Source organism: Cohnella abietis, assembly GCF_004295585.1.
Taxonomy (GTDB): Bacteria; Bacillota; Bacilli; order Paenibacillales; family Paenibacillaceae; genus Cohnella; species Cohnella abietis.
The window spans coordinates 4,362,564-4,385,810 of the sequence record NZ_AP019400.1 but is presented as its reverse complement, the minus strand read 5'-3'; the positions used below and the strand labels follow the sequence as shown (position 1 = coordinate 4,385,810).

General features: G+C 47.3%; 22 protein-coding genes. 21 read left to right on the top strand and 1 reads right to left on the bottom strand.

The features are described from left to right. Positions 1–106 precede the first annotated feature (106 nt). From KCTCHS21_RS19260 to spoVM, 15 genes are all read left to right on the top strand, one after another. Complete coding sequence (locus KCTCHS21_RS19260) at positions 107–1,999, top strand: bifunctional homocysteine S-methyltransferase/methylenetetrahydrofolate reductase (protein ID WP_130612012.1); 1,893 nt, start codon at positions 107–109, stop codon at positions 1,997–1,999. A gap of 182 nt (positions 2,000–2,181) precedes the next feature. After that, a complete protein-coding gene (remA, locus tag KCTCHS21_RS19255; protein ID WP_027084220.1) occupies positions 2,182–2,442 on the top strand; it encodes an extracellular matrix/biofilm regulator RemA in 261 nt (86 codons plus the stop codon). A gap of 13 nt (positions 2,443–2,455) precedes the next feature. Continuing rightward, a complete protein-coding gene (gene gmk / locus KCTCHS21_RS19250; protein WP_130612007.1) occupies positions 2,456–3,082 on the top strand; it encodes a guanylate kinase in 627 nt (208 codons plus the stop codon). An 18-nt stretch (positions 3,083–3,100) separates the two neighbouring features. Continuing rightward, positions 3,101–3,319, top strand: coding sequence for a DNA-directed RNA polymerase subunit omega (rpoZ, locus tag KCTCHS21_RS19245; RefSeq protein WP_130612004.1), 219 nt, complete (start codon positions 3,101–3,103; stop codon positions 3,317–3,319). Positions 3,320–3,510: 191 nt separating this feature from the next. Beyond that, on the top strand, positions 3,511–4,770 hold the full coding sequence (gene coaBC / locus KCTCHS21_RS19240; RefSeq protein WP_130612001.1) for a bifunctional phosphopantothenoylcysteine decarboxylase/phosphopantothenate--cysteine ligase CoaBC: 1,260 nt from the start codon (positions 3,511–3,513) through the stop codon (positions 4,768–4,770). Continuing rightward, on the top strand, positions 4,767–7,262 hold the full coding sequence (gene priA, locus KCTCHS21_RS19235) for a primosomal protein N' (RefSeq protein WP_130611998.1): 2,496 nt from the start codon (positions 4,767–4,769) through the stop codon (positions 7,260–7,262). Before coaBC ends, priA begins: the two co-directional genes overlap by 4 nt. A 20-nt stretch (positions 7,263–7,282) precedes the next feature. Further along, entirely contained in the window at positions 7,283–7,783 is a 501-nt protein-coding gene (gene def, locus KCTCHS21_RS19230; RefSeq protein ID WP_130611995.1) for a peptide deformylase, read from the top strand. 1 nt (position 7,784) lies between these two features. Further along, positions 7,785–8,738: a methionyl-tRNA formyltransferase gene (fmt, locus tag KCTCHS21_RS19225; RefSeq protein ID WP_130611992.1), complete on the top strand. Its 954-nt coding sequence runs from the start codon at positions 7,785–7,787 to the stop codon at positions 8,736–8,738. Positions 8,739–9,304: 566 nt separating this feature from the next. Then, entirely contained in the window at positions 9,305–10,702 is a 1,398-nt protein-coding gene (rsmB, locus tag KCTCHS21_RS19215) for a 16S rRNA (cytosine(967)-C(5))-methyltransferase RsmB (protein WP_170211435.1), read from the top strand. A 42-nt stretch (positions 10,703–10,744) separates the two neighbouring features. Continuing rightward, entirely contained in the window at positions 10,745–11,800 is a 1,056-nt protein-coding gene (gene rlmN, locus KCTCHS21_RS19210) for a dual-specificity RNA methyltransferase RlmN (RefSeq protein WP_408621811.1), read from the top strand. Between the two features lie 7 nt (positions 11,801–11,807). Then, positions 11,808–12,575 (top strand): Stp1/IreP family PP2C-type Ser/Thr phosphatase, encoded by a 768-nt coding sequence (locus tag KCTCHS21_RS19205; protein WP_130616591.1) that lies wholly within the window; start codon positions 11,808–11,810, stop codon positions 12,573–12,575. Then, positions 12,572–14,644: a Stk1 family PASTA domain-containing Ser/Thr kinase gene (gene pknB, locus KCTCHS21_RS19200; protein ID WP_130611980.1), complete on the top strand. Its 2,073-nt coding sequence runs from the start codon at positions 12,572–12,574 to the stop codon at positions 14,642–14,644. Before KCTCHS21_RS19205 ends, pknB begins: the two co-directional genes overlap by 4 nt. A gap of 64 nt (positions 14,645–14,708) precedes the next feature. After that, positions 14,709–15,614: a ribosome small subunit-dependent GTPase A gene (gene rsgA, locus KCTCHS21_RS19195; RefSeq protein ID WP_130611977.1), complete on the top strand. Its 906-nt coding sequence runs from the start codon at positions 14,709–14,711 to the stop codon at positions 15,612–15,614. A 1-nt stretch (position 15,615) separates the two neighbouring features. Beyond that, positions 15,616–16,260, top strand: a complete 645-nt coding sequence (gene rpe / locus KCTCHS21_RS19190) for a ribulose-phosphate 3-epimerase (RefSeq protein ID WP_130611974.1) — start codon at positions 15,616–15,618, stop codon at positions 16,258–16,260. 139 nt (positions 16,261–16,399) lie between these two features. Beyond that, a complete protein-coding gene (gene spoVM, locus KCTCHS21_RS19185; RefSeq protein WP_041064529.1) occupies positions 16,400–16,480 on the top strand; it encodes a stage V sporulation protein SpoVM in 81 nt (26 codons plus the stop codon). A gap of 83 nt (positions 16,481–16,563) precedes the next feature. On the opposite strand, the gene rpmB is transcribed toward spoVM, so the two are convergent. Continuing rightward, the gene (gene rpmB, locus KCTCHS21_RS19180) at positions 16,564–16,752 is read right to left on the bottom strand and encodes a 50S ribosomal protein L28 (RefSeq protein ID WP_130611971.1); all 189 of its coding nucleotides are present in this window, start codon (positions 16,750–16,752) and stop codon (positions 16,564–16,566) included. A gap of 201 nt (positions 16,753–16,953) precedes the next feature. Between rpmB and KCTCHS21_RS19175 the strand changes: the two genes are divergently transcribed. The 6 genes from KCTCHS21_RS19175 (at position 16,954) to KCTCHS21_RS19150 (ending at position 23,122) form a co-directional block, all read left to right on the top strand. Then, complete coding sequence (locus KCTCHS21_RS19175) at positions 16,954–17,313, top strand: Asp23/Gls24 family envelope stress response protein (protein WP_130611968.1); 360 nt, start codon at positions 16,954–16,956, stop codon at positions 17,311–17,313. 24 nt (positions 17,314–17,337) lie between these two features. After that, the gene (locus KCTCHS21_RS19170) at positions 17,338–19,158 is read left to right on the top strand and encodes a DAK2 domain-containing protein (RefSeq protein WP_130611966.1); all 1,821 of its coding nucleotides are present in this window, start codon (positions 17,338–17,340) and stop codon (positions 19,156–19,158) included. A gap of 30 nt (positions 19,159–19,188) precedes the next feature. Further along, the gene (locus tag KCTCHS21_RS19165) at positions 19,189–20,043 is read left to right on the top strand and encodes a DegV family protein (RefSeq protein WP_130611964.1); all 855 of its coding nucleotides are present in this window, start codon (positions 19,189–19,191) and stop codon (positions 20,041–20,043) included. A gap of 33 nt (positions 20,044–20,076) precedes the next feature. After that, on the top strand, positions 20,077–22,128 hold the full coding sequence (gene recG / locus KCTCHS21_RS19160) for an ATP-dependent DNA helicase RecG (RefSeq protein ID WP_179952625.1): 2,052 nt from the start codon (positions 20,077–20,079) through the stop codon (positions 22,126–22,128). A gap of 97 nt (positions 22,129–22,225) precedes the next feature. Then, positions 22,226–22,519, top strand: a complete 294-nt coding sequence (locus KCTCHS21_RS19155) for a stage VI sporulation protein F (protein WP_269472717.1) — start codon at positions 22,226–22,228, stop codon at positions 22,517–22,519. 162 nt (positions 22,520–22,681) lie between these two features. Continuing rightward, on the top strand, positions 22,682–23,122 hold the full coding sequence (locus KCTCHS21_RS19150) for a hypothetical protein (protein WP_130611962.1): 441 nt from the start codon (positions 22,682–22,684) through the stop codon (positions 23,120–23,122). Positions 23,123–23,247: the final 125 nt, after the last annotated feature.

The following is a 23,247-nucleotide window of genomic DNA, read 5'->3' as shown; positions in this document are numbered from 1 at the left end:
AATTCCTTACAACCCGATCGAATATGGTCGGGTTTTTCCATTTTACCGGAGACGAATTTGTGCTACATTTAGATTACTTTATAGATAGAATGGATGGGGAAGCTTCATGAAACCGGACTTACGTACGGCATTAGCCCAAAGGCCCATTGTTGGCGACGGTGCGATGGCTACTTACTTATATCAGCTTGGATTGCCCGTTGGAGTGTCGTTCGAGGAGTTTAATCTGCTTAAGCCCGACGTCATCGCCGATGTTCATCGCCGATATGCAGCCGCGGGGGCAGAAGTTATTGAGACTAATACTTATTCCGCACAACATAATAAGCTGTCCAAATATGGATTAGAGAAGAAAACCGAAGAAATTAACGCTGCAGGCGTTGCGATCGCCCGTAAAGCCGTCGGACATGACGCATATGTCATTGGATCTATTGGAGCTGTACGTGGCGGCGCCGGTAAAAATGTGAGAACAGCCGTCGTTAAAAGGGACTTCGAGGAACAAATTGGTGTTCTTCTTGCAACTGGAGTGGACGGCCTACTGCTCGAGACCTTTTTTGATCTTGAAGAGCTATCTTTGGCGTTATCTATTATTCGTAAGAAAAGTGATATAAGCGTCATCTGCCAATTTGCAGTTGAGGATGCAGCGAGAACTCATGACGGAATTCCTTTACCAGAAGCTTTCCGAAGATTGAAGGGTGAGGGAGCAGACGTTATCGGCTTTAATTGCCGCAGCGGTCCTAACGGCATTCTACGTGCAATTGAGACGATTCCTGGGGATCTAGGCGTACCTTTAAGTGTATTTCCTAATGCCGGAATACCGGATTATGTCGATGGTAAAGTTATTTATTCAGCGTCGCCTGAATATTTCGCATCCTCTGCTATTAAGTTCGCTGATGCGGGAGCGCGGTTAATTGGAGGCTGCTGTGGTACGACACCTGAACATATTTCAGCAATGGCCAAAGCGCTCCAAAGCTACTCGCCGCTTGTACACGTAAGTACTCCTTCTGATGCGCCGACAGTGGAGCAAGTAGAAGTGATTGAGGTGAAGGAGGATCCATCTCATAATGCTGCTAGCACTGAACCGCCGCACAATGCTGAGCCTAGTATTGTAGACCTTGTACGCGAAAGGCATACAGTAATAGTAGAATTGGATCCGCCACGAGATTTGGATATTACTAAGTTCATGGCAGGCGCACAAGCCTTGAAGGATGCAGAGGCGGATGCGTTAACGTTGGCGGATAATTCACTTGCTGTCACAAGGATGAGCAATATGGCGCTAGCCGCACTCTTGAAGGAACGAGTAGGCATTAAGCCGCTTGCGCACATAGCCTGCAGAGATCGCAATTTGATCGGTACGCAGTCTCATATGATGGGCTTTGATGCACTTGGCATAGATCACGTGCTTGCGGTAACTGGCGATCCAGCCAAATTCGGAGATTTGCCAGGCTCTAGCTCGGTATACGATTTAACTTCTTTTGAAATCATTCGAATGATTAAACAATTAAACGAGGGTATTGCCTTTTCCGGTAGACCTCTTAAACAAAAGGCTAATTTCATTGTTGGTGCTGCCTTTAATCCGAATGTTAAGCATTTGGATAAAGCCGTACAGCGATTGGAACGGAAAATATCCGCTGGAGCGGACTACATTATGACCCAGCCCGTATATGATCCTGATCTTATTGAACGTATTGCGGAGTCAACAAAGCACCTTAGCATTCCGATTTTCATTGGGATTTTCCCACTCGCTAGTGGTCGTAATGCAGAGTACCTTCATAATGAGGTTCCGGGTATCCAGCTCTCAGATTCGGTACGTGAGCGAATGAGTGGGCTAGAGGGTCCAGCGGGACGCGCGGAAGGCGTTAAGATCGCGGAAGAGCTGCTCGATGTTGCCATGAAGCATTTTAACGGAATATATTTGATGACCCCTTTCCTTGCCTATGAAATGACAGTATCTCTTACTAAATATGTGAGAGAGAAAAGTAAGAGCATGGTTTCCGGCAAGTAACCTGTCTCATCCTCTTGTCCACCTTGGGGATTTGAAGTACAATGAAGCAAGAAATCAATATAAGATGAAAATAGGCATTTTCAAGCCTACAGTATGCGGTGGACAGCTTTCGGCAACAATGGAAGCGTAGTTCGGTTCCCCTTATCTGTTTGGTAGGAATGACCGGAGGGAAAGTGCTAACTATGGCGATCAAGCTGATTAATATCGGATTCGGCAATATCGTTTCAGCTAATCGGATTATTTCTATCGTCAGCCCAGAGTCGGCGCCGATTAAACGGATTATTCAAGAAGCACGGGATCGGCATATGTTAATCGATGCCACTTATGGCCGCCGTACCCGAGCTGTTATTATTACTGACAGCGATCACGTTATCTTGTCGGCTGTTCAACCGGAGACGGTTGCTCACCGGTTGTCTACCAAAGACGACGAACACGATGAATGAATGGGAGAGCACCATGAGCAGAGGCATATTATTCGTACTATCCGGTCCTTCCGGAGTTGGCAAAGGAACGGTGTGTGCAGCATTGCGCCGCAAGCTTCCGCAATTAATTTATTCCGTATCTGCTACTACCCGGTCACCTAGGGAAGGTGAGCAGGACGGGGTTAACTATTTCTTTAGATCACGGGAGCAGTTTCATCATATGATAGAAACAGACGCTCTTCTGGAACATGCGGAGTATGTAGGCAACTATTATGGGACGCCCCGTGATTTTGTAGAGAAGACATTATCTGAAGGTAAAGATATTATTCTTGAGATTGAAGTTCAAGGAGCATTGAAGGTAAGGGAGAAGTTCTCCGGGGGCGTGTTTATTTTCCTAATGCCTCCCTCTTTGAATGAATTGAAGCAGAGAATCGTAGGAAGAGGCACGGAATCCCAGGCAACTATCGACAATCGGCTATCGGTAGCTGTTGAAGAGATGAATTTGCTGCACCATTACGATTACGCAGTCGTCAACGATGAGATTGATCAGGCGTGTGACCGAATTAGCTCCATAATTACGGCAGAGCATTGCAAACGGGAAAGATTTCTAGGAGAGCTTTTCCCGCAGCTTGAAGCTGTTAATGCCGCCGACAACGTCTGAAAGAGGTGAAAATCAAATATGTTATATCCATCTATTGATGAATTAGTTAAGAAGGTAGACAGCAAGTACACGTTAGTTGTTGCTGCTTCCAAGAGAGCGCGTGAATTGCGTGAAGGTGTAATGTGTAATCTAGGTGCTCCTAAGTCGCACAAATACGTTGGCGTCGCGTTGGAAGAAATTTACCACGAAGCCATTAAAGTTGAGCATCTGAAGACAAACACGTTGAATAGAGACTAAATCTAGAATGCGTGAATTAGATAAGCTCGAAGGAAGGACAACCCCTGCGGTTGTTTTTTTTCGACTATTAGAAAGTATAAGTTTTTTGGTACCGTATACTCATCTAATCGCTCGATACAAACGTATACTGCCGTCCCAAGGACGGCGAAGCCGTTTTACTTGTAGCGGTTATATTTGTAGGAGGGGAAAGCATGGACAAGCCGCTCACAGGGAAGACAATTTTGCTAGGTATAACGGGTGGGATTGCTGCTTATAAGGCAGCTACACTATGCAGTCGTTTAGTTAGCTTAGGTGCTTCTGTCAAGGTTATTATGACCGAAGGAGCGACGAAATTTATTACTCCGCTAACGCTGCAAATACTTACTCGCCATCCTGTGGCAACGGATGTGTTTGATGAGCGTGATGCTGCGGGTGTCCAGCATATTGATTTGGCGGATGCAGCAGATTTAGCGGTTATAGCTCCTGCTACGGCGAATATTTTATCTAAGCTGGCTAACGGTTTAGCCGATGATATGCTTAGTACGACTTTGCTAGCTACGACAGCGCCGCTCTTAATTGCACCAGCCATGAATGTTCATATGTGGGAGCACCCTGCAGTAATTGATAATGTCAACAAGCTTGCCTCGCGCGGAGTTACTTTCGTGGAACCAGGGACGGGTCAATTAGCCTGCGGTTACGTAGGTAAGGGACGTCTTGCTGAACCGGATGAAATAGTCGGTGCTATCGTTAACATGCTAGTAGGACCCAAGCCCTTGCAAGGGAAACGAGTGCTCGTAACTGCAGGAGGGACGATCGAAAGAATCGATCCCGTTCGTTACATTACGAATGACTCGTCTGGAAAAATGGGGTTTGCTATCGCCGAAGCGGCTAGAAATCGTGGAGCAGAAGTGACGCTCATATGCGGAAGGACAGACGCGGCAGCCCCTAACGGAATGCGTATTGTTAGGGTTGATTCTGCGCTGCAGATGTACGATGCCGTTATGTCGAATCTTCCGAATACAGATGTCATCGTTAAAGCTGCGGCAGTTGCCGACTATCGCCCCTTACATCAGGAAGAGCATAAAATGAAGAAAACTTCTGAAGCGTTAACGCTAGAGCTTACTCGAAATCCTGATATTTTGCAGGCGGTTGGGGATTGGAATGCTGATCAGCTAGATGCGGACAAGCTGTTCGTCATCGGATTTGCCGCGGAAACCATGGACGTGGAGAAGCACGCTTTAGATAAATTAAATCGCAAGAAATGTGATCTTATTGTAGCTAATAATGTAGCAGCAGCGGGTGCGGGCTTCGGAACAGAGACGAATATCGTCAGTGTCTACGCATCTGAGGGGCTTGTTGAGCATATTCCGCAGATGACTAAGAAGGCTGTCGCAGAGCGGCTTTGGGATATCGCACAAGCGAGAATGAATCGCCTGAACGATCAGGGAGACGAGAAAGGAACGAAAGGATGACGGTTGCTCGGGTTATCGTGGACGTTCCGAGCCGTGATACGGATCGTACTTTTGATTACTTAATTCCAGACAGGCTAACAGGGTGGGTAGAAATCGGAAGTCGGGTAGCTGTTCCGTTCGGACCCCGCAAGCTTCAAGGCATTGTTACGGGTTTTGCGGCAGATGCTGAGGTTGAATATGCGAAGCTGAAGCCGATAGAGGATTTGTTAGACGCTATTCCACCGCTTTCTCCTGAGCTAGTGGAGCTTGGAGTGTGGATTAGTAAGAGATGGTTATGTCCACTAACAATTGCCTTACAGGCTATGTTACCGGCGGCGCTTAAAGGGCGCTCGGAGAAATATGTTTTTGCTGCCTCCGGCGCACAATGGTCTGAGGAAGAGACCGCACAAAGTGGCGGTCTTTTGCTTGCGCTCAAGAAAGGGAAGCCTTTGAAACTTACTAGCTTGCTGCAGCAGTATCCTGAGCAGGGGCAGCTGCTTAAGCGGTGGCTTCGTCAAGGGAAGCTCGAGGAGCGTCAACGAGTGGAAGACCAATTGTCAGTCAAAACCGTTCTAACGGTTTTTCCCTCGGATTCACCGACTTTATGGCAGGCAAGTGAAGAGCTTCCGGCGAGAGCGCACAAGCAAAAGGAAGTGCTGCGTTACTTGGCGGAGAATAATGAACCTGTCACGGTAATTAAGCTTGCAGAGGAAGTAGCAACAACAACGTCGACGATACGTGCTTTGGAAGATCGTGGATGGATTTCTATACAGGCGATTACTGAGGATCGAGATCCTTATGCCGGTCGGGAATTTCCTGCTTCCTCGCCAATGACATTGACGCCTGCTCAGGCTAGTGTATTGGCCCCGATCCAGAAGGCATTAGATGACAATATCCATGAGACCTTTCTTCTGCACGGCGTTACGGGAAGCGGTAAAACAGAAGTGTATTTACAAGCTATTCAGCGATGTCTTGAGATGGGCAGAGAAGCGATTGTGCTTGTACCAGAAATCGCCCTTACGCCACAAATGGTCGAGCGCTTCAAAAGTCGATTCGGAGCACGAGTAGCTGTTCTGCATAGTCGCTTATCCCAGGGAGAGCGTTACGATGAATGGCGTAAAATAAGGGAGGGTCGAGCACAGGTAGCTGTTGGGGCTCGTTCTGCTATTTTTGCACCATTCGCTAGCATTGGACTTATCGTAATTGATGAAGAGCACGAAACTTCTTATAAACAGGAAGAGAGCCCGAAATATCATGCTCGAGATGTTGCGGTAGAGCGAGCGCGTCTTCATGGAGCAGTAGTTGTACTTGGCTCTGCAACTCCTGCACTCGAAACTTACGAAGCAGCAGTTCATCGCAGGCATGACACGGACAATGTTCAAATGAAGTATATCGAACTACCGGAGAGGGTGGCGAATCGGCCATTGCCGGGTGTTGAAATTGTTGATATGCGTGAGGAGCTCAGGCTTGGTAACCGGGCAATGTTCAGTAGATCTTTGGCAGATGCCATTAGAGATCGTCTGGCTAAGAATGAGCAGATCGTTCTGTTGCTCAACCGCCGAGGGTATGCAACGTTCGTTATGTGCCGCTCTTGTGGCTATACTGCAGCTTGTCCGCATTGTGAGATATCACTTACACATCATAAGGGATCGCAAAATCTCCGTTGCCATTATTGCGGCTATTCAGAATCGGAGCCGAAAACCTGTCCAAGCTGTGAAAGTCCGCATATCCGTTTTTTTGGGACGGGCACACAAAAGGTAGAGGAGTCGCTGGCAGAAACCTTTCCCGGTATTCGGGTCATCCGAATGGATGTGGACACAACGACGGAAAAGGGCTCTCACGAAAAATGGCTCACGGAATTCCGGGAGCGAAGAGCGGATCTATTACTTGGAACTCAGATGGTAGCCAAAGGGTTAGATTTTCCTTTTGTAACTTTAGTTGGCGTTCTTGCGGCAGACTCTGCTCTCAGATTGCCAGATTTTCGAGCCTCAGAGCGAACATTTCAGCTGTTGACACAGGTTGCAGGGAGAGCTGGACGCCATGAACTACCGGGGGAGGTTATTATTCAAACCTATGATCCCGAGCATGAATCAATTACCTCTGTCCAAGGCCATGACTATAAAGGCTTCGTGGAGAGGGCGCTGACTTTACGTAGACAGCTTGGTTATCCACCATATAGCCGGCTCCTGTCTGTGACCTTTTCTCATGAATCGGTCCCAATGCTGCTTTCCACTGGGGAAAGATTTGCCACAGGTATGCGAGAAAAATCAGCGGCATTGGGTGTTCGGAGGGATTTTGATCATGGTGGCGGAACGGCGCTGGAGGTATTAGGTCCAGTTTCTTCGCCAATTGCTCGATTGAAGGATCGCTACCGTTTTCAATGTATGGTAAAATATCGGGGAGACGTTGACGCAAGCCTTGTGACTGCACAGGTGCTTGAGGAGATGGGGGATGCGGTTAAGCGCAACGGCGTGCAAATTAGCGTCGATGTGGATCCGCAGATGATGCTTTAGCGAAAAGGAAGGATGCCGTTATGTCAATTCGATTAATCGTGAAACACCCTGATGCTGTGCTTCGGGAGAGGGCGCAGGAAGTGACCAAGTTCAATTCAAACCTGCACAAATTGCTAGACGACATGGCAGATACAATGTATGATGCCGACGGAGTCGGGTTGGCTGCACCTCAGGTAGGAATATTGAAACGTGTCATTGTTGTGGATGTGGGGGATGAACATGAGCTTATCGAGTTGGTTAATCCTGAGATCATTTCTGCAGAAGGCGAACAGCTAGGGCCGGAAGGCTGTCTCAGCATTCCCGGGCTTCAAGGAGATGTTCGACGTGCGAACCGGATCGTTATTCGGGGCCAGGATCGCAACGGTAAGCCGATACAATATGAGGGTTCGGAATTTCTGTCCAGGGCGTTTCAGCATGAGGTTGATCATCTGAACGGCGTATTGTTCATTGATACGGCGGAATCAGTCTATGAAGCTCGTAAGCCAAGTGAGCCGGGTGAGCAAGAGCAGGATGGAGAATAGCATGAAAATTTTGTTTATGGGAACACCGCAATTCGCTGTTTCTTCTTTAGCACTTTTACTTGATCAAGGCTATGAGATTGCAGCTGTTGTCACGCAGCCGGATCGACCAAAGGGACGCAAGCGGGAGCTGACTCCATCGCCTGTAAAAGCTTATGCGTTGGAGCGAGGGCTCACCGTATTGCAGCCAGAGAAGCTACGCTCGCCGGAAGGCGTTGCGGAGGTTACTGCGATTGCCCCTGATATCATCATTACGGCTGCTTATGGACAGATACTGCCTAAGTCTGTCCTTGATCTGCCTCGTTTAGGATGTATTAATGTGCACGGTTCGTTATTGCCACGTTATCGTGGAGGAGCCCCTATTCAGCGATCCATCATTAATGGTGAGTCAGAGACAGGCGTGACCTTAATGTACATGGCCGAGGGCTTGGACACCGGGGATATGATCTCTAAGGTAGAGGTGCCAATTACCGACGAGGATACAGCAGGCTCCATATTTGAGAAGCTGAGCGATGCAGGGTCTAAGCTACTCATCGAGTGGCTGCCGCGTATTGCTGAAGGCTCGATTACACGAACGCCGCAAAACGATGCCGATGCGACGTATGCTCCGAACCTATCCCGCGAGGACGAGAAGCTGGACTGGCAGCATAGCTCCCGCCAGCTGTTTAATCGGGTAAGAGGATTGAATCCAATGGCAGGTGGATTCACATACTTAGACGGCGAGGTGTTTAAGGTTTGGGGCTGCCGCATACCGCAAGCCTCAGACAACGAGTTGAGTCCTGACTGGATGGCCGCAGTGCCGGGCTCAGTGCTTGAATTGGGCGCTGTCGGCATTCGTGTCCGCACGGGGGATGGCAGCATTGTATTAACAGAAGTTCAGCCAGCCGGAAAGAAGGCGCTAGCGGCAGCAGAATTTGCCAAGGGCGCGCGGCTTACTCCCGGTAAGGTGCTCGGGTAACCCCGGGCTCTTTTTTATACGAAAGTATAAAACCACCTCCGTTGTTAGGAAATAGGAATCGGGACCAGTAGTTGAACTGCATATCACTGCCTAAGGCTTTTCGCATACAAGAGGGAAGTGTGTGTGTTTTGGCTAACGAACCCTATCGAGCTTAAGACGGATAAATTGACTTCTTATTTTTTCTAACGAACTTCAGTGGTGCTATTGTGCGATATTTAGGCGGAATGGTGCTACTTTGTTGGATATAAGGTGTCTGGCGTTCGTTACATCTTAAAAACAAGTGATTTTGATCAAATAAGAGTTACTGAGTTTGTAAGGTGAAGCTCAATTAGGCCTTCGACATCTAATTGGCAGAAGAGATGAATAACAACGCTAATGTGACTTCAAGCCCACCTCGAAGCACGAAGTACGATCAAAACATCTTAGTATCGGAGCCGTAACGAGCAATTGAGTAACATCTCATTCAGAAGCAATGAAAAACATCGTAGTTTCGTCAGCACCACAGCAGCGCATGTCGTTTTTGTTGCTAGAAAGTATAAGCTTTTTTATAGATAAGGATGCGAATAATGAATAAACCGAATCGCCTGCCCGGCGGCAAGCCGCAAGGGGCAAGAGAAGTCGCTATGAGTGTGCTGCATAACGTTGAGATGAAGGGCGCATACAGTGGTCTTGAGCTGAATCAGGCGCTGCAAGCGTCAGAACTGTCCCGACCGGATGCAGCACTTGCAACTGAATTAGTCTATGGAACCATTCAACGACTGAACACGATAGATTATGATCTAGCTAGTCGAGTAAAAGGGTGGCCGAGGAAGGTTGAGCCTTGGGTGCGAAGCCTGTTGCGTATGAGCTATTATCAGCTGAGATGGCTTTCCCGCGTGCCCGCTCATGCCGCAGTGGACGAAGCTGTGCGTATCGCTAAGAAGCGTGGTCATGCAGGAATTGGCGGTCTTGTGAATGGCGTACTACGAGGGCTACTGCGTGATGGATTTGATAGCCCATTACCAGAGGGCATGCCCGAGGCTGAGCGAGTTTCTCTTGTATATAGCCATCCGATTTGGTTAGTAGAGCGCTGGATTTCTGAATTCGGCTTGCAAGCGACCGAAGAAATATGTGCCGCTAACAATGAGCATCCTCATGCTTCCGCACGTGTTAACCCTATACGTGGTTCGCGTGATCAGATTGTAGCGGGTATGACGGATGCGGGGATGGAGGTCGCTGCTTCTCCGTTATCTCCATCTGGTATTATTGCGACTAAGGCAGGAAACCTTGTCCATTCTGATTGGTTTAAGGAAGGCTTTATTTCCGTTCAGGACGAAAGCTCAATGCTCGTTGCAGCGGTTGCTGATCCGAAGCCAGGAATGCAAGTGCTCGATTGCTGTGCCGCTCCCGGTGGAAAAACAACGCATTTAGCTGAAATTATGCGTAATGAAGGTAAGATCATTGCCAATGATGTACATCCTCATAAAGAAGCGCTAATTAAGCAGCAAGCGGAACGTTTGGGCTTATCGAGTGTAGAGACGATGACGAGCAATGCTATTGAGCTTGCGGATAAATTACCTCAACAATCTTGTGATGTTGTCCTGTTAGATGCTCCATGCTCTGGACTAGGGGTCATTCGCCGCAAGCCGGAGATCAAATGGAACAAAACCAATGAGGATATTACAAGCTTATCCATTCTTCAAAGCGAGCTGCTGAGCAAGGTTCAATCCCTAGTTAAGCCAGGGGGGACGCTTGTGTACAGTACATGTACAATTGCAGTAGATGAGAATGAGAATACGATCAGACGGTTTCTGGAGAGGTTCCCTGAATTTACTCTGGATGCGGATTGGCCGAACGAAGTGCTAGCTCCTTTGCGGGAGAAAGGATATTTGCCTGATGCCTTTACAGGTATGCTCCAGCTGCTTCCTCAGATGTTCGGGAGCGATGGGTTTTTTATAGCCCGCCTGCGGAAGCAATCCCTTTAATTTTATGGTAAAATAGAACGAATGGTGGTGACGAATTTGGATATTGAACTAAACAAGCCTTTTATTTATGACTTAACGTTAGAGCAAATTCAAGACTGGACGAAGGAGCAGGGAGAGCCTGCATTTCGTGCTGGACAAATATTCGATTGGGTGTACGTGAAACGGGTAGGCTCCTTCGAGGACATGTCCAATTTGCCAAAGCCCTTAAGGGATAAGCTGCTCGCAAGCTTCCGTTTTATAACTTTGACGGAAATTGCGAAGTTTGAATCCAAGGATGGCACGATGAAATTTCTATTCGGTCTGCATGACGATCACGCAATAGAAACAGTCATCATGAAGCATAGTTACGGCAATAGCGTATGCGTAACAACTCAGGTTGGCTGTCGGGTAGGTTGTACGTTCTGTGCATCTACGTTAGGTGGTCTTAAACGAAGCTTAACAGCCGGAGAAATAATTGCCCAAGTCGTGCAGGCGCAAAGAATTCTTGATCCTCATAATGAGCGTGTTTCGAGTATTGTCATTATGGGCATTGGAGAGCCTTTCGAAAATTATGAAGCGACAATGCAGTTTCTGCGTACGATGATTCATCCGAAAGGGTTGAATATCGGAGCGAGGCATATCACTGTTTCAACAAGTGGAATCGTTCCTAACATGCTGAAATTTGCAGATGAGAACACCCAGATTAACTTAGCCATTTCTATCCACGCGCCTAATGATGCGCTCCGTTCGAAGCTAATGCCGGTCAACAGACGCTTTCCTTTTGTTGACGTTATGAATGCCTGCAAATATTACATTGAAAAAACAGGTCGGCGAATTACGTTCGAATATGCTCTTATCGGCGGTGTTAACGATCGTCCGGAGCACGCGGAGGAATTGGCAAATGTACTTCAAGGCATGCTGTGCCACGTCAACTTGATCCCAGTTAATTATGTGCCTGAGCGTAACTATGTCAGAACTCCACGGGACGATATTTTTGAGTTCCAGCGCATATTGCAGAAGAATAATGTGAATGTAACGATTCGCAGGGAGCAAGGCCATGACATTGCTGCTGCTTGCGGACAACTGCGAGCGAAGCATATGGAGAAGACGACGGGGTGATGTGGGTATGAAGACGGTATTACGTAGTCATGTCGGCAAGGTAAGGCAGGTCAATGAGGACAAAGCATGGAGTGGCGTTTTGTCTAGTGGACTAACGGTCGCTATCGTTGCTGATGGAATGGGCGGTCATCGTGCTGGAGACGTAGCAAGTGCGTTAGCTGTTGATAGCTTGGTTCAATCATTGAACGCTTGGGAGGAAATCTCTTCTGTTAAGGAAGAGGTTTCTCAGCTCAAAGAAATGATTCGTAAAGCTAATACCGTCGTATACGAAACAGCGTCCCTGAACGACCAATACCATAACATGGGGACAACAGTAGTTATGGCTATCTTGGACGGAAATAGCGGAATAATTGGTCACATCGGGGACAGTAGAGCTTATCGGCTTCGCCGAGGGCAGCTGGAGCTATTGACAGAGGATCACACGCTTGTGAATGAGCTAACGAAGTCGGGGCAGCTAAGTCCGGATGAAGCAGCACATCACCCAAGGCGAAATGTATTAACAAGAGCACTAGGAACAGACAGTGAGGTCGACGTGGACGTGCAGGTCATCGATTGGCAAATCGGCGACCTGTTATTGCTATGCAGTGATGGATTGAGTGGTTTAGTGGAGCCTTCCTTACTCAAAGCAACCTTAGAGGACCCTGATGCTGAATTAGAGCAACAGGCTCTTAGGCTTGTCGAATCCGCTCTTGATGCTGGTGGAGACGACAATGTAACCGTCGTTCTTATATCGGACAATGACGGGGCTAACGGCGTAGGAGGGGAAACGGCATGATCGGATTGACGCTAAGTGGGCGTTACGAGCTGCTGGCCCGTGTTGGCGGCGGGGGAATGGCGCTAGTATACAAAGCGCGTGATTTATTATTGAATCGATTTGTAGCGGTAAAGGTATTGCGGCAGCAGTTTACGCATGATGATGATTTCGTAAAACGGTTCCGTAGGGAAGCGCAAGCGGCAGCATCCTTGTCGCACCCGAACATCGTAAGCATATATGATGTTGGACAAGTAGAAGATACACATTACATCGTTATGGAGTACATAGACGGTGCTAACTTAAATGAAATTATTCGCGATAGAGCTCCTCTTCAGGCGGATGAAGCTGTTAGAATAACAGCGCAAATTTGTGATGCCCTAGAGCATGCTCACCATAATCAAATTATACACCGCGACATTAAGCCCCATAATATACTTATTGGTAACAATGGACGGGTTAAGGTAACGGATTTCGGTATTGCCCGTGCAGTTACGTCCTCGACGATAACACAGACGGGATCTGTTATTGGTTCTGTGCACTATTTCTCGCCAGAGCATGCTAAAGGTGTGGCCACTGGGGAGAAATCTGATTTATATTCTTTGGGAATCGTACTTTACCAAATGCTAACGGCCCGATTACCTTTTCTAGGCGAAAGCCCGATTAGCGTAGCTCTTAAGCATCTTCAGGATCCGTTTGATCAACCACGTAAGGTTAATCCTTACATCCCACAAAGCGTGGAAAATATCATTCTCAGAGCTATGCGCAAAAATCCTCATGAGCGTTATCAATCTGCGCGTCAGATGCATGCTGATTTAGAGACCTGCTTGCAGCCGCAGAGATTAAATGAGCCTCCAGTTCATTTTACAAGTGATGAAGAAAATGAAGAGGATAAGACAAGGGTAATGCCTGCTATCCGACCAGATATGCGTAACACGATCGAAGCTCCTGCTATTAAGAGCATGAGCAACCAAGATCGCTGGAACTCTGATGGGACAGATAAACCTAAGCGCAAATGGGTTGTCCCTATTGTTCTAGGGGTATTAGCGTTAATATTAATTGGAGTATTGATATGGGCGGTATCAGCACTAAAAGGCGTTAGTCCTAAAGATGTGCAGGTGCCTGATGTGATGGGCCATGAGAAGGTAGAAGCAATCGATATATTGACTAAAGCAGGCTTTACAGTAGATCCCGTTTTGGAGGAGCCTAGCTCTGAAGAGGATAAAGGCAAGGTCATTAAGCAATCGAAGCTCAACATGGTCGTTAAAGAGGGCTCACAGATTGAATTAACGATAGGAACAGGTGTCGATCTTCCTGCTATGCCTGATTTTAAGGGTAAATCCTTCGAAGAAGCGAAAGATACCTTAATCGGCATGGGTGTTCACAAGGATAATATTCTTCCATACGAAAAGTTCTCAGAAAGCGAACCAGGGACCGTACTTGATCAATTCCCTAAGTTCGAGGCGCTATTTGATCCGAGCAAAGATACCGTTACACTGACAATCAGCAAAGGTGAGGAAACGATTCCTATGCCAGATCTGATTAATAAGAAGGAAACCGAAGCTAAGGCAATAATAGAGCAAAATAACTTAAAGCTACCTGAGAAAAATATTCATCGAGAGCCTAGCTACGCACCAATCGGAACGGTATTTAAGCAGTTTCCTGTCGAGCCGAACGAGCAGGTGCAGCCTAAGAGCGAAGTGTCAATCTGGGTCAGTAGCGGTTTTCCAGATGATTCAAGGCAGCAAAAGCTTAGTGTAAGCATCTCGCCAGCGCAAGAGGGCAAATCGAGTAAGATTAGAATCGTTTATTTCGATGCTAGAGGCGATAATATTGAGTGGGGTACGCAAAAAATAAGCACAACGACTTTTATAGAAGTAACGTTAGTGTTGTCTCCTCAAAAGGACGGCAAAATCCAAATCTTCCGTGACGGACAATTTCTGCAGGAGGAAAAGGTGCCTTACCTAATTGTCCCTGTTATATCAACACCTGAACACCAACCAGATCCAGGTACTGGTGAAGGTAATAGCGGTACTGACAATACGGGGGCTGAGGGTACTGATCCAGATACAGGTGAGTTAACAAATCAATAAAGAGCAAATGAGTAATGAGTGACTACTGGAGCCTAATCGGGCTAGGAGAAGGAGCTGTTTCCCAATGCCCGAAGGCTTGATCGTCAAAGCTTTAAGTGGTTATTACTATGTGCAGGATGCTGAAGTCGGAAGTCTTGTGCAATGCCGTGGGCGCGGTATATTTAAGAAACGGGGCGAATCGCCGCTAGTCGGCGATCGTGTCGTCTATAGCAATACGGAAAACGGAGAAGGAACGGTTGAGGAGATACTGCCTCGACAATCAGAGCTTATTCGTCCTCAGATCGCGAATGCAGATCTAGCTGTTCTTGTATTTTCCGTTGTACGGCCTGAGCTGAGCTTCGTGCTGCTAGATAAATTTCTAGTGCATACTGAGCATGCTCGTATGAATGCTTTGCTTGTTTTTACGAAGATGGACAGAATTCCTGAGGGCGCAGAAGGCGAGAGCATCCGTCAGACAGTGGAAGCAGCTCGCTTGCTGTATAGCTCTATCGGCTATCAGGTTGTGCTTACAAGCGCGCACGAAGGAGAGGGGCTGGAGCAGCTACGCTCAGCTCTTGCAGGGCATATCAATATGCTCGCAGGACAATCCGGAGTAGGTAAGTCCTCGCTAGTGAATGCGCTTATACCCGGACTGAAGCTGGAGACGAATGAAATTAGCGTTAAGCTTGGCCGCGGAAAGCATACGACTCGTCATGTAGAGCTTGTTGCGATTCCTGGAGGTGGCTACATGGCAGATACTCCAGGCTTTAGCCAGCTCGATTTCGGTGAGCTCGGTATTGATGAAATAAGCTCGTGCTTTCGTGAATTCAGAGAGCTACCATCCTCGTGCAAATTTCGCGGCTGCACGCATACCCATGAGCCGCATTGCGCTGTTCTGCAAGCTAAGGAACGTGGGGAAATAGCCGAGAGCCGTTACAATAACTACGTTAGCTTCATGACAGAGTGGAAAGAAATCAAGCGGAGGTATTAATATGACTATAATTGCACCCTCAATCCTAGCTTCAAATTTCGCATCGCTAGGAGATGAGATTAGGAGTATAGAGGCAGCCGGCGCGGATTGGGTTCATATCGATATCATGGATGGACATTTTGTTCCCAATCTTACGTTTGGACCACCAATTGTATCTATGATCCGCCCAGTAACAAAGCTTTTCTTTGATGTTCATCTGATGGTGGAAGCACCTCAGCTATTGTTCCCAGCTTTAGCTGCGGCAGGTGCCGATCGGATCACTGTACACCCCGAGGCTTGCGTCCACCTTCACCGGACGCTGACTGAAATAAAGGAGCTTGGTATTAAGGCGGGAGTAGCATTAAATCCGCACACACCTCTGTCCGTGCTGGAATATATATTGGACGAAATTGATCTTATATTGATTATGACAATCAATCCAGGATTCGGAGGCCAATCTTTCTTGCCTGCTATGCTACCCAAGCTGCGTGAGCTAAAGGAGATGCTGGAACGACACGGCCGAACGGACATTCACATCCAAGTTGATGGCGGGATAAACGCAGAAACTGCTGCATGGGTTAGAGAAGCAGGAGCAAATTCTCTTGTTGCTGGTACTTATATTTTTGGTCACGAGGACAGGGCAGCTGCAATTGCCGCATTACGCTAATAGCCTTTCAAATAAAATTGTCTCATCCTTCCTATTTGTCTGGTATAGGACAAAGTGCTTGCTGCATACAAATGAATCAATAGCGCACTTCGATTGTAGAAGTCGGTAAGGGTTCAGCCTGCGGAGGAGGGATGGGACGATGAAGTTTTACACCATCAAGCTGCCGAAATTTTTGGGTGGCTTCGTCAAAGCAATTCTCAATACATTTCACAAAAATTGACGCCTTTAGGCTGTTAATCACAAAAAAAGAACCGTCAGGAGAACCTGACGGTTTTTTCTTCATAACCCGTTAATCGAGGTTAATTATACGCGTGTTACTGCTCCGGACTTCAAAGCGCGGGTGCTAACATAAACACGTTTAGGTTTACCGTTCACCAAAATGCGCACTTTTTGTACGTTAACCCCCCAAGAACGGCGGGTAGTGTTATTCGCGTGAGATTTGTTGTTGCCGGAACCCGGCTTTTTCCCTGTAATATAACATTTACGAGCCACTAAAAATACACCTCCCTACCACGTCCATACAAATACTACACTATCTTAGCATAGCAAGTAGTTTGATGCAATGAAAAAGTGGATATGATTGAGCTTTTAATGCTTATTCGTCTGATTTTCCCAGATAACGACTTCATTCTCCCGTTTTTTTATAGTACAATTAGGTATGGTCCATAATAAGGCATAAAGGAGTGAATTTCCATGCCTCTGCAGTTGGTCTCAGAGAACGGGAAGATTGACGTGGCCGATCAGGTCATTGCGGTAATTGCTGGTTCAGCAGCATTAGATTGTTATGGTCTTGTTGGCATGGCCTCCCGCAAAGGCTTTAAGGATGGCATTGCGGAGCTTCTAGGCAGGGAAAACCTGTCCCGGGGTGTAGAGGTTCGTCATGAAGGGGAGCTCGTACACCTTGATCTGTATGTTATTGTTAGCTATGGAACCAAAATTTCTGAAGTAGCTCATAATATTCAATCTAAGGTTAAATACGTTCTGGAAGAAGTCGTTGGACTTAAGGTTGATATCGTCAACGTGAATGTTCAAGGAGTGCGAGTGTTGAAGTAGCTTATTAGGAAGGGGAATATCTCATTGAGTAAGCGCTTCTTGAACGGTAAGGAATGGACCGCCATGATATTGGCGGGCGCTGAGCGTTTGTCCGGCAATGTTGAGCAGATAAACGCACTGAATGTGTTTCCCGTGCCGGATGGCGACACGGGAACAAATATGAACTTAACGATGTCGGCCGGCGTGGCCGAATTAAAACATAAGCCCTCAGAGGAAGTCGGTCGCGCCGCGGAGGTGCTTTCCAAAGGACTTCTAATGGGCGCCAGGGGCAATTCGGGAGTTATCCTCTCCCAGCTTTTCCGTGGGTTTGCGCGGGCAATTTCAGGTCAACGTGAGCTTACGGTGCCTTTGTTTGCGAATGCTCTCCAACAAGGTGTTGATACCGCTTACAAGGCGGTCGTTAAACCTGTAGAAGGCACTATTCTGACCGTAGCACGAGAAGCTGCGCGTCACGGCCTAACGGCTGCACGTCGGACCTCCGACCTGACTGAATGGATGCTTGAGGTACATGCTAAAGCTCTTGAGACTCTTGCACGCACACAAGAAATGCTACCTATCTTAAAACAGGTAGGCGTTGTCGACTCGGGTGGGCAAGGACTCGTGTATATATATGAGGGATTTGTTTCGTACTTAAGTGATGGGAATTTTACGATTAGCACTCCAGAGCCTATCGAAGCAAAGCCTGTTATTACTCAGAAGAGTACCGAGACGTTGGCTCCTCGGCTATCGGGAGCGACAAATGTTGCAGCACAATCCAAAATTACAACGGAAAGCATTGCATTTCCTTATGATATGGAATTTTTTATTCATCGTAGTTCCATTTCGTCGCCTTTCCCTGAACGAACCTTCCGTCAGTATCTTGAGAGGGATGGAGATTCGATTATTCTCATTGAGGATGAAGGTATTGTTAAGGTTCATGTTCATTCTCGTCGCCCTGGCGATGTTATGAATATGGCACTTACGTATGGCGAAATAACTCATATTCATATTCTTAATATGCAGGAGCAGCATCGTGAGCTGCTTGCTCAGAAGTCCCATTCAGAAACAGGAATATCTTCATTGGCGCAGTCCAATACTCAAGAGTCCAGTGTGCCCATTGTGGATTATTCATTGCCAGGGGTTGTTAATTTACCTTCTATAGCTGCTGCTCCAGAAAGCGAGCCCAACCCTGATGTGTATGAATTGGCACCTTACGGCATTGTTGTAGTTAGTGTAGGAGATGGCAATGCAGAGCTATTTAACAGTCTTGGTGTGGATATCGTGCTTTCGGGTGGACAGAGCATGAATCCGAGCACGGAAGATTTGCTAGGGGCTATCCAATCCTTGTCGGCCCATCACATTTTCCTTCTGCCCAACAATCCGAATATAATAATGGCTGCGAAGCAAGCAGCGGAGCTGGCGGACAGGCCGGTTACAGTCATTCCTACCCGCACATTACCACAAGGAATGGCTGCGATGCTGGCCTTCCAAGAAAGTGATTCCGAGACTTCAAATACCGAACGCATGACGAAGGCGTTCGAGCAAGTGGTCACAGGCTCCGTTACTCAAGCGGTAAGAGATACGGAAATGGATGGCTTGCAAATAAAAGCCGGTCACTATATTGGCATTAAAGATAAGACAATCGTAGCGTCGGCTCAAACTCAAGCGGAAGCTTGCCGAGATCTCTTAACTGAGTTACTTGTATCAGGCGGGGAAATTGTTACGATTTTAACGGGCGAGGACGCCGATGCGGAGCAAACGGATCAGCTGGAGCAGTGGCTGTCTGAGAAATACCCAAATGCTGAAGTCGAGGTACATGAAGGCGGTCAGCCGTTATACCCTTACTTGTTTGCAGTAGAGCCATAGTAATTAAATGAGGCGATGGAGGGACAAGCAATGGCATCTGTTGTTCTTGTAACGGATAGTACAGCGGATATTCCACTCGAGACGAGAAATAAGCTCGGGATCTCGATGGTGCCTTTAAAGGTGAATTTCGGGGATGACAGCTATTTGGATAGTATTACGCTACAACCAGCCCAATTTTATGAGAAGCTGATTGCATTTGACGGTCTTGCTACTACCTCTCAGCCATCTCCTGCAGATTTTTACGAGGTATATAAGAAATTAACGGATGAAGGGCATGTCGTTATTTCTATTCAACTATCCGGGGCTCTCAGTGGAACCTATCAATCAGCAACAATTGCGAAATCTATGCTCGACGAGGGTGCTGACGTAACCGTCATTGATTCTAAATCAGCCTCCTACGGCTATGGCCACATAGTCGTTGCTGCGGCTCAAATGGCAAAAGCAGGGGCTTCTAGAGATGATATTGTTGCAGAGGTACACCGTTTGCGTTCGGAATTGCGGCTCTATTTTCTAGTAGATACGCTTGAATATTTACGAAAAGGGGGCAGAATCGGTAAAGCATCGGCTGTACTGGGTTCGCTCTTAAACATTAAACCGATATTATCCGTAGATAATGAAGGCACTGTGTACTCGTTCGATAAAGCTAGAGGGCAGAAGCGTGCGATGGCACGTATTGTAGAGGTGTTGAAGGCTGATCTGAAAGATCGTCCTATTAATCTGACGATTGCAGTAACCCCCGGTCACGTCTCTGGAGTATCAGAAGTGGTTGAGCTTGTGAAGCAGCACCTAAATGTGCAAATCAGCCATGAGACTGAAATTGGTCCAGTTATTGGCACTCATACGGGCCCTGGAACGATTGGGCTGTTCATATTTCCGGTCGATTAATCGAGATTATGCAAGTATAAAGAGGTTGGTCTAATGTCCATTCATTTGTTCCAAATCTCTCTGACACAACTTCAAGGCGTGGGCCCCCAGAAAGCGGAGGAGCTCCACGCCTTGGGTATTTCTACGGTCGGAGATTTAATTGAATATTACCCATTCCGTTATGAGGATTACCGGGTTCGTGAGATGCACGAGATTAAGGATGGAGAAAGAATTACCATTCAAGGGACTATAGCTTCGCTACCTACGATGCAGCGGTTTGGCGGTAAAACCCGGTTGATTTGCCGCGTTACAGTAGAATCAATGCTAGTAACGGCAGTGTGGTTTAATCGGGCATTTCTGAAGGAGCAGCTGACACCAGGGCGGGAAATTACGTTGACTGGGAAGTGGGAGCAGCGACGTCGGCAAATGACAGTGGCGGATTCGGAATTTCCTGATAAAGGGGGGGCGAAGACAGGTACGCTTCAGCCCGTCTATTCGGTAGGGGGGAGTCTTACACAAGCCTCGATCCGGAAAATGATCAATCAAGCTTTGATTCAATTCGGAGCGCTAATTCCAGAGATTTTACCTGCTGAGCTTCTAGAAAAGCATGCTCTTCTTCCCCGTAGATCAGCCATTACACGGATTCACCGTCCGGAAAATACGCTTGAAGGTCAGGAAGCTAGACGTAGAATGGTATATGAAGAGCTGTTCCTATTTCAGCTTAAACTACAAGCTTATCGTGCGACCCACATGAAACAAGCTGACGGTCTAGTTCATCCCGTTAACAATGAAGAAATTCGCCAGTTCGTTAGCAGGCTGCCATTTGAACTAACAGGTTCTCAGAAACAAGTCATTAACGAAATTCTTCATGATATGAAGCAGCCCTATGTTATGAATCGGTTGCTTCAGGGAGATGTAGGCTCAGGCAAAACAGTAGTTGCCGCTGTAGGCCTCTACGCAACTGTTAAAGCAGGACATCAGGGAGCGCTTATGGTTCCAACGGAAATATTGGCGGAGCAGCATACACGCTCACTCGGAGCTATGTTTGAGCCTTATGGGATTCAGGTTGGCTTGTTAACGGGAAGCCTGACTGAAAGGAAGCGGCGGGATCTCATAGCATCGTTGCAGATGGGCTTGCTAGATATCGTAGTGGGAACTCACGCACTCATACAGGAAGACGTTTACTTTAGAAGTCTGGGTTTAGTCATTACAGATGAACAGCATCGATTCGGTGTGAATCAGAGAAGTATTTTGCGCCGTAAAGGGATGAACCCTGATGTGCTTACGATGACTGCTACCCCCATTCCTCGGACACTTGCGATTACTGTGTTCGGTGATATGGATGTATCAACGCTAAGAGAACGTCCGAAGGGTCGGAAACCGATTAAAACCTACTCGGTTAAACACAATATGATGGATCGGGTGCTCGGTTTTATTCGCAAGGAAGCGGAGCAGGGGAGGCAGACCTTTTTTATCTGTCCGTTAATTGAAGAATCTGAGAAGCTTGATGTGCAGAATGCGATTGATTTACATATGCAGCTTACTCATGCTTTACCAGAACTAGCAATTGGCCTTCTACATGGCCGAATGAATGCGGCGGAGAAGGAAGCTACAATGGCGACATACGCGGCGGGGGAGACGAATGTACTCGTCTCGACTACGGTTATTGAAGTCGGCGTAGACGTGCCGAATGCGACGTTAATGATTGTTATGGATGCTGACCGGTTTGGCTTGTCCCAGCTTCACCAATTGAGGGGGCGAGTTGGTCGAGGTGAGCATCAGTCGTTCTGTATTCTTATTGCCGATCCGAAATCGGAGAATGGTCAGGAAAGAATGAAAGCCATGACGGATACGGATGATGGCTTTGAGATTTCACGCCGCGATCTAGAAATAAGAGGGCCGGGTGAATTTTTCGGAACGAAGCAGAGTGGTATGCCGGAATTCCGGCTGGCGAACCTGGTGAATGATTTCGAGGTGCTGGAACAAGCTCGGGACGACGCTGCTGCATTAACGGCTAGTGAGTCTTTCTGGTCTTCTCAGTCATACAAAGAGCTTAGAGACAACCTTAATCGTGATGCTAAACAGCAAACGGAGCCATTGGATTAGGCCCAAAGAAGCTGAGTTGGGCTTGAAAGATTGTCATTACGCGTCTTCTGCTGGCATATGATGTACCGAAAAGCTGCCAAAAGGAGTGTGACCCTCTTTGAGCCCAAGCTGGAAACAGTTCGGCATTAAGGCCGAGTTTGTGGAACGCGTTAAAGTGAAGATGAAAAACCCGGCGACCAAAGAGCGGATTAAAGGTCTGCTGGAGGGCATCACGAAATACGATTTGCAGGATCGTGCAAAAGTACGCAAGTGGGCTAAGACATTTGCGAAAATCTTAAATGAACCGTTAACAGAAACGCAGGAGGATCAGTTAGTTAATTTCATTATTGCGCAGAAAATCGATCCGAATAACATGCTACATCTAATCAAGCTATATACGATGTTTAGATAAGAGCACTTAAGAGGACTGCCGCCGTGATCTCTACGGTGTGCAGTCCTTTTCTGTTAATGCTTATCCACCGAAAATGCACGACTGCCCCCTGCAGTTTGTCCAAGCACGAAAGGAAATCAGACATACACTATACCAACTTCACAAAGAAGGAGGTAATGAAAAATGGGAAGTTTTCTAGATTTACGTAGCTCGATGAACGCGGGTTCGACTGGTTTTCCGGGAACACCGATTTCGGCGACACCTGCTTTGTTTGGTGTAATTGGCTTGCAAACGAATAATGTTGTTAATAAGGTTATTACACTTACAGGAATGGTAGGGGTTAGCTCCTTTGTAATCGGAAGCACATTTGCCATTCAAATTTGTCGTGGTACTACAGTGTACAATCCAGCGAACGTCATCTATACGGCTGTGCAGCATATTCGCCTATCTGTGTTCTCTGACACTTACACGTTCACAGCACAGGATTTACTTGCTCCAGCTGCAGCTGAGACGATTTATTCGTCCTTTATTTTTGGAGGAAGCTTACTTGGTCTGTTGTTTACCGGCGAGCGTACTGGTCCAGAGGTTTTCTGGGGCATCGCTTCGCAAAGCGCTCCGGGCTGAGGAAAGAGTTATCAGAAGAAGAGTCGACAACTTATGTTGTTGGCTCTTTTGTGCTTCTACTGGGGCTGTACCTCCATCAGCTGTCCAAGCGGAGCAGATGCAAGCAACATAAAATGGGACAGAGG

Excerpts from the sequence above, each read along its gene's own strand:
- KCTCHS21_RS19260 (WP_130612012.1), top strand. The coding sequence starts at position 107 with ATGAAACCGGACTTACGTACGGCATTAGCCCAAAGGCCCATTGTTGGC.
- rpe (WP_130611974.1), top strand. The coding sequence starts at position 15,616 with ATGACTATAATTGCACCCTCAATCCTAGCTTCAAATTTCGCATCGCTA.
- rsgA (WP_130611977.1), top strand. The coding sequence starts at position 14,709 with ATGCCCGAAGGCTTGATCGTCAAAGCTTTAAGTGGTTATTACTATGTG.
- recG (WP_179952625.1), top strand. The coding sequence starts at position 20,077 with ATGTCCATTCATTTGTTCCAAATCTCTCTGACACAACTTCAAGGCGTG.
- pknB (WP_130611980.1), top strand. The coding sequence starts at position 12,572 with ATGATCGGATTGACGCTAAGTGGGCGTTACGAGCTGCTGGCCCGTGTT.
- def (WP_130611995.1), top strand. The coding sequence starts at position 7,283 with ATGTCAATTCGATTAATCGTGAAACACCCTGATGCTGTGCTTCGGGAG.
- rsmB (WP_170211435.1), top strand. The coding sequence starts at position 9,305 with ATGAATAAACCGAATCGCCTGCCCGGCGGCAAGCCGCAAGGGGCAAGA.
- remA (WP_027084220.1), top strand. The coding sequence starts at position 2,182 with ATGGCGATCAAGCTGATTAATATCGGATTCGGCAATATCGTTTCAGCT.
- spoVM (WP_041064529.1), top strand. The coding sequence starts at position 16,400 with ATGAAGTTTTACACCATCAAGCTGCCGAAATTTTTGGGTGGCTTCGTC.
- KCTCHS21_RS19175 (WP_130611968.1), top strand. The coding sequence starts at position 16,954 with ATGCCTCTGCAGTTGGTCTCAGAGAACGGGAAGATTGACGTGGCCGAT.
- coaBC (WP_130612001.1), top strand. The coding sequence starts at position 3,511 with ATGGACAAGCCGCTCACAGGGAAGACAATTTTGCTAGGTATAACGGGT.
- fmt (WP_130611992.1), top strand. The coding sequence starts at position 7,785 with ATGAAAATTTTGTTTATGGGAACACCGCAATTCGCTGTTTCTTCTTTA.
- gmk (WP_130612007.1), top strand. The coding sequence starts at position 2,456 with ATGAGCAGAGGCATATTATTCGTACTATCCGGTCCTTCCGGAGTTGGC.
- rpoZ (WP_130612004.1), top strand. The coding sequence starts at position 3,101 with ATGTTATATCCATCTATTGATGAATTAGTTAAGAAGGTAGACAGCAAG.
- KCTCHS21_RS19205 (WP_130616591.1), top strand. The coding sequence starts at position 11,808 with ATGAAGACGGTATTACGTAGTCATGTCGGCAAGGTAAGGCAGGTCAAT.
- KCTCHS21_RS19165 (WP_130611964.1), top strand. The coding sequence starts at position 19,189 with ATGGCATCTGTTGTTCTTGTAACGGATAGTACAGCGGATATTCCACTC.
- priA (WP_130611998.1), top strand. The coding sequence starts at position 4,767 with ATGACGGTTGCTCGGGTTATCGTGGACGTTCCGAGCCGTGATACGGAT.
- KCTCHS21_RS19150 (WP_130611962.1), top strand. The coding sequence starts at position 22,682 with ATGGGAAGTTTTCTAGATTTACGTAGCTCGATGAACGCGGGTTCGACT.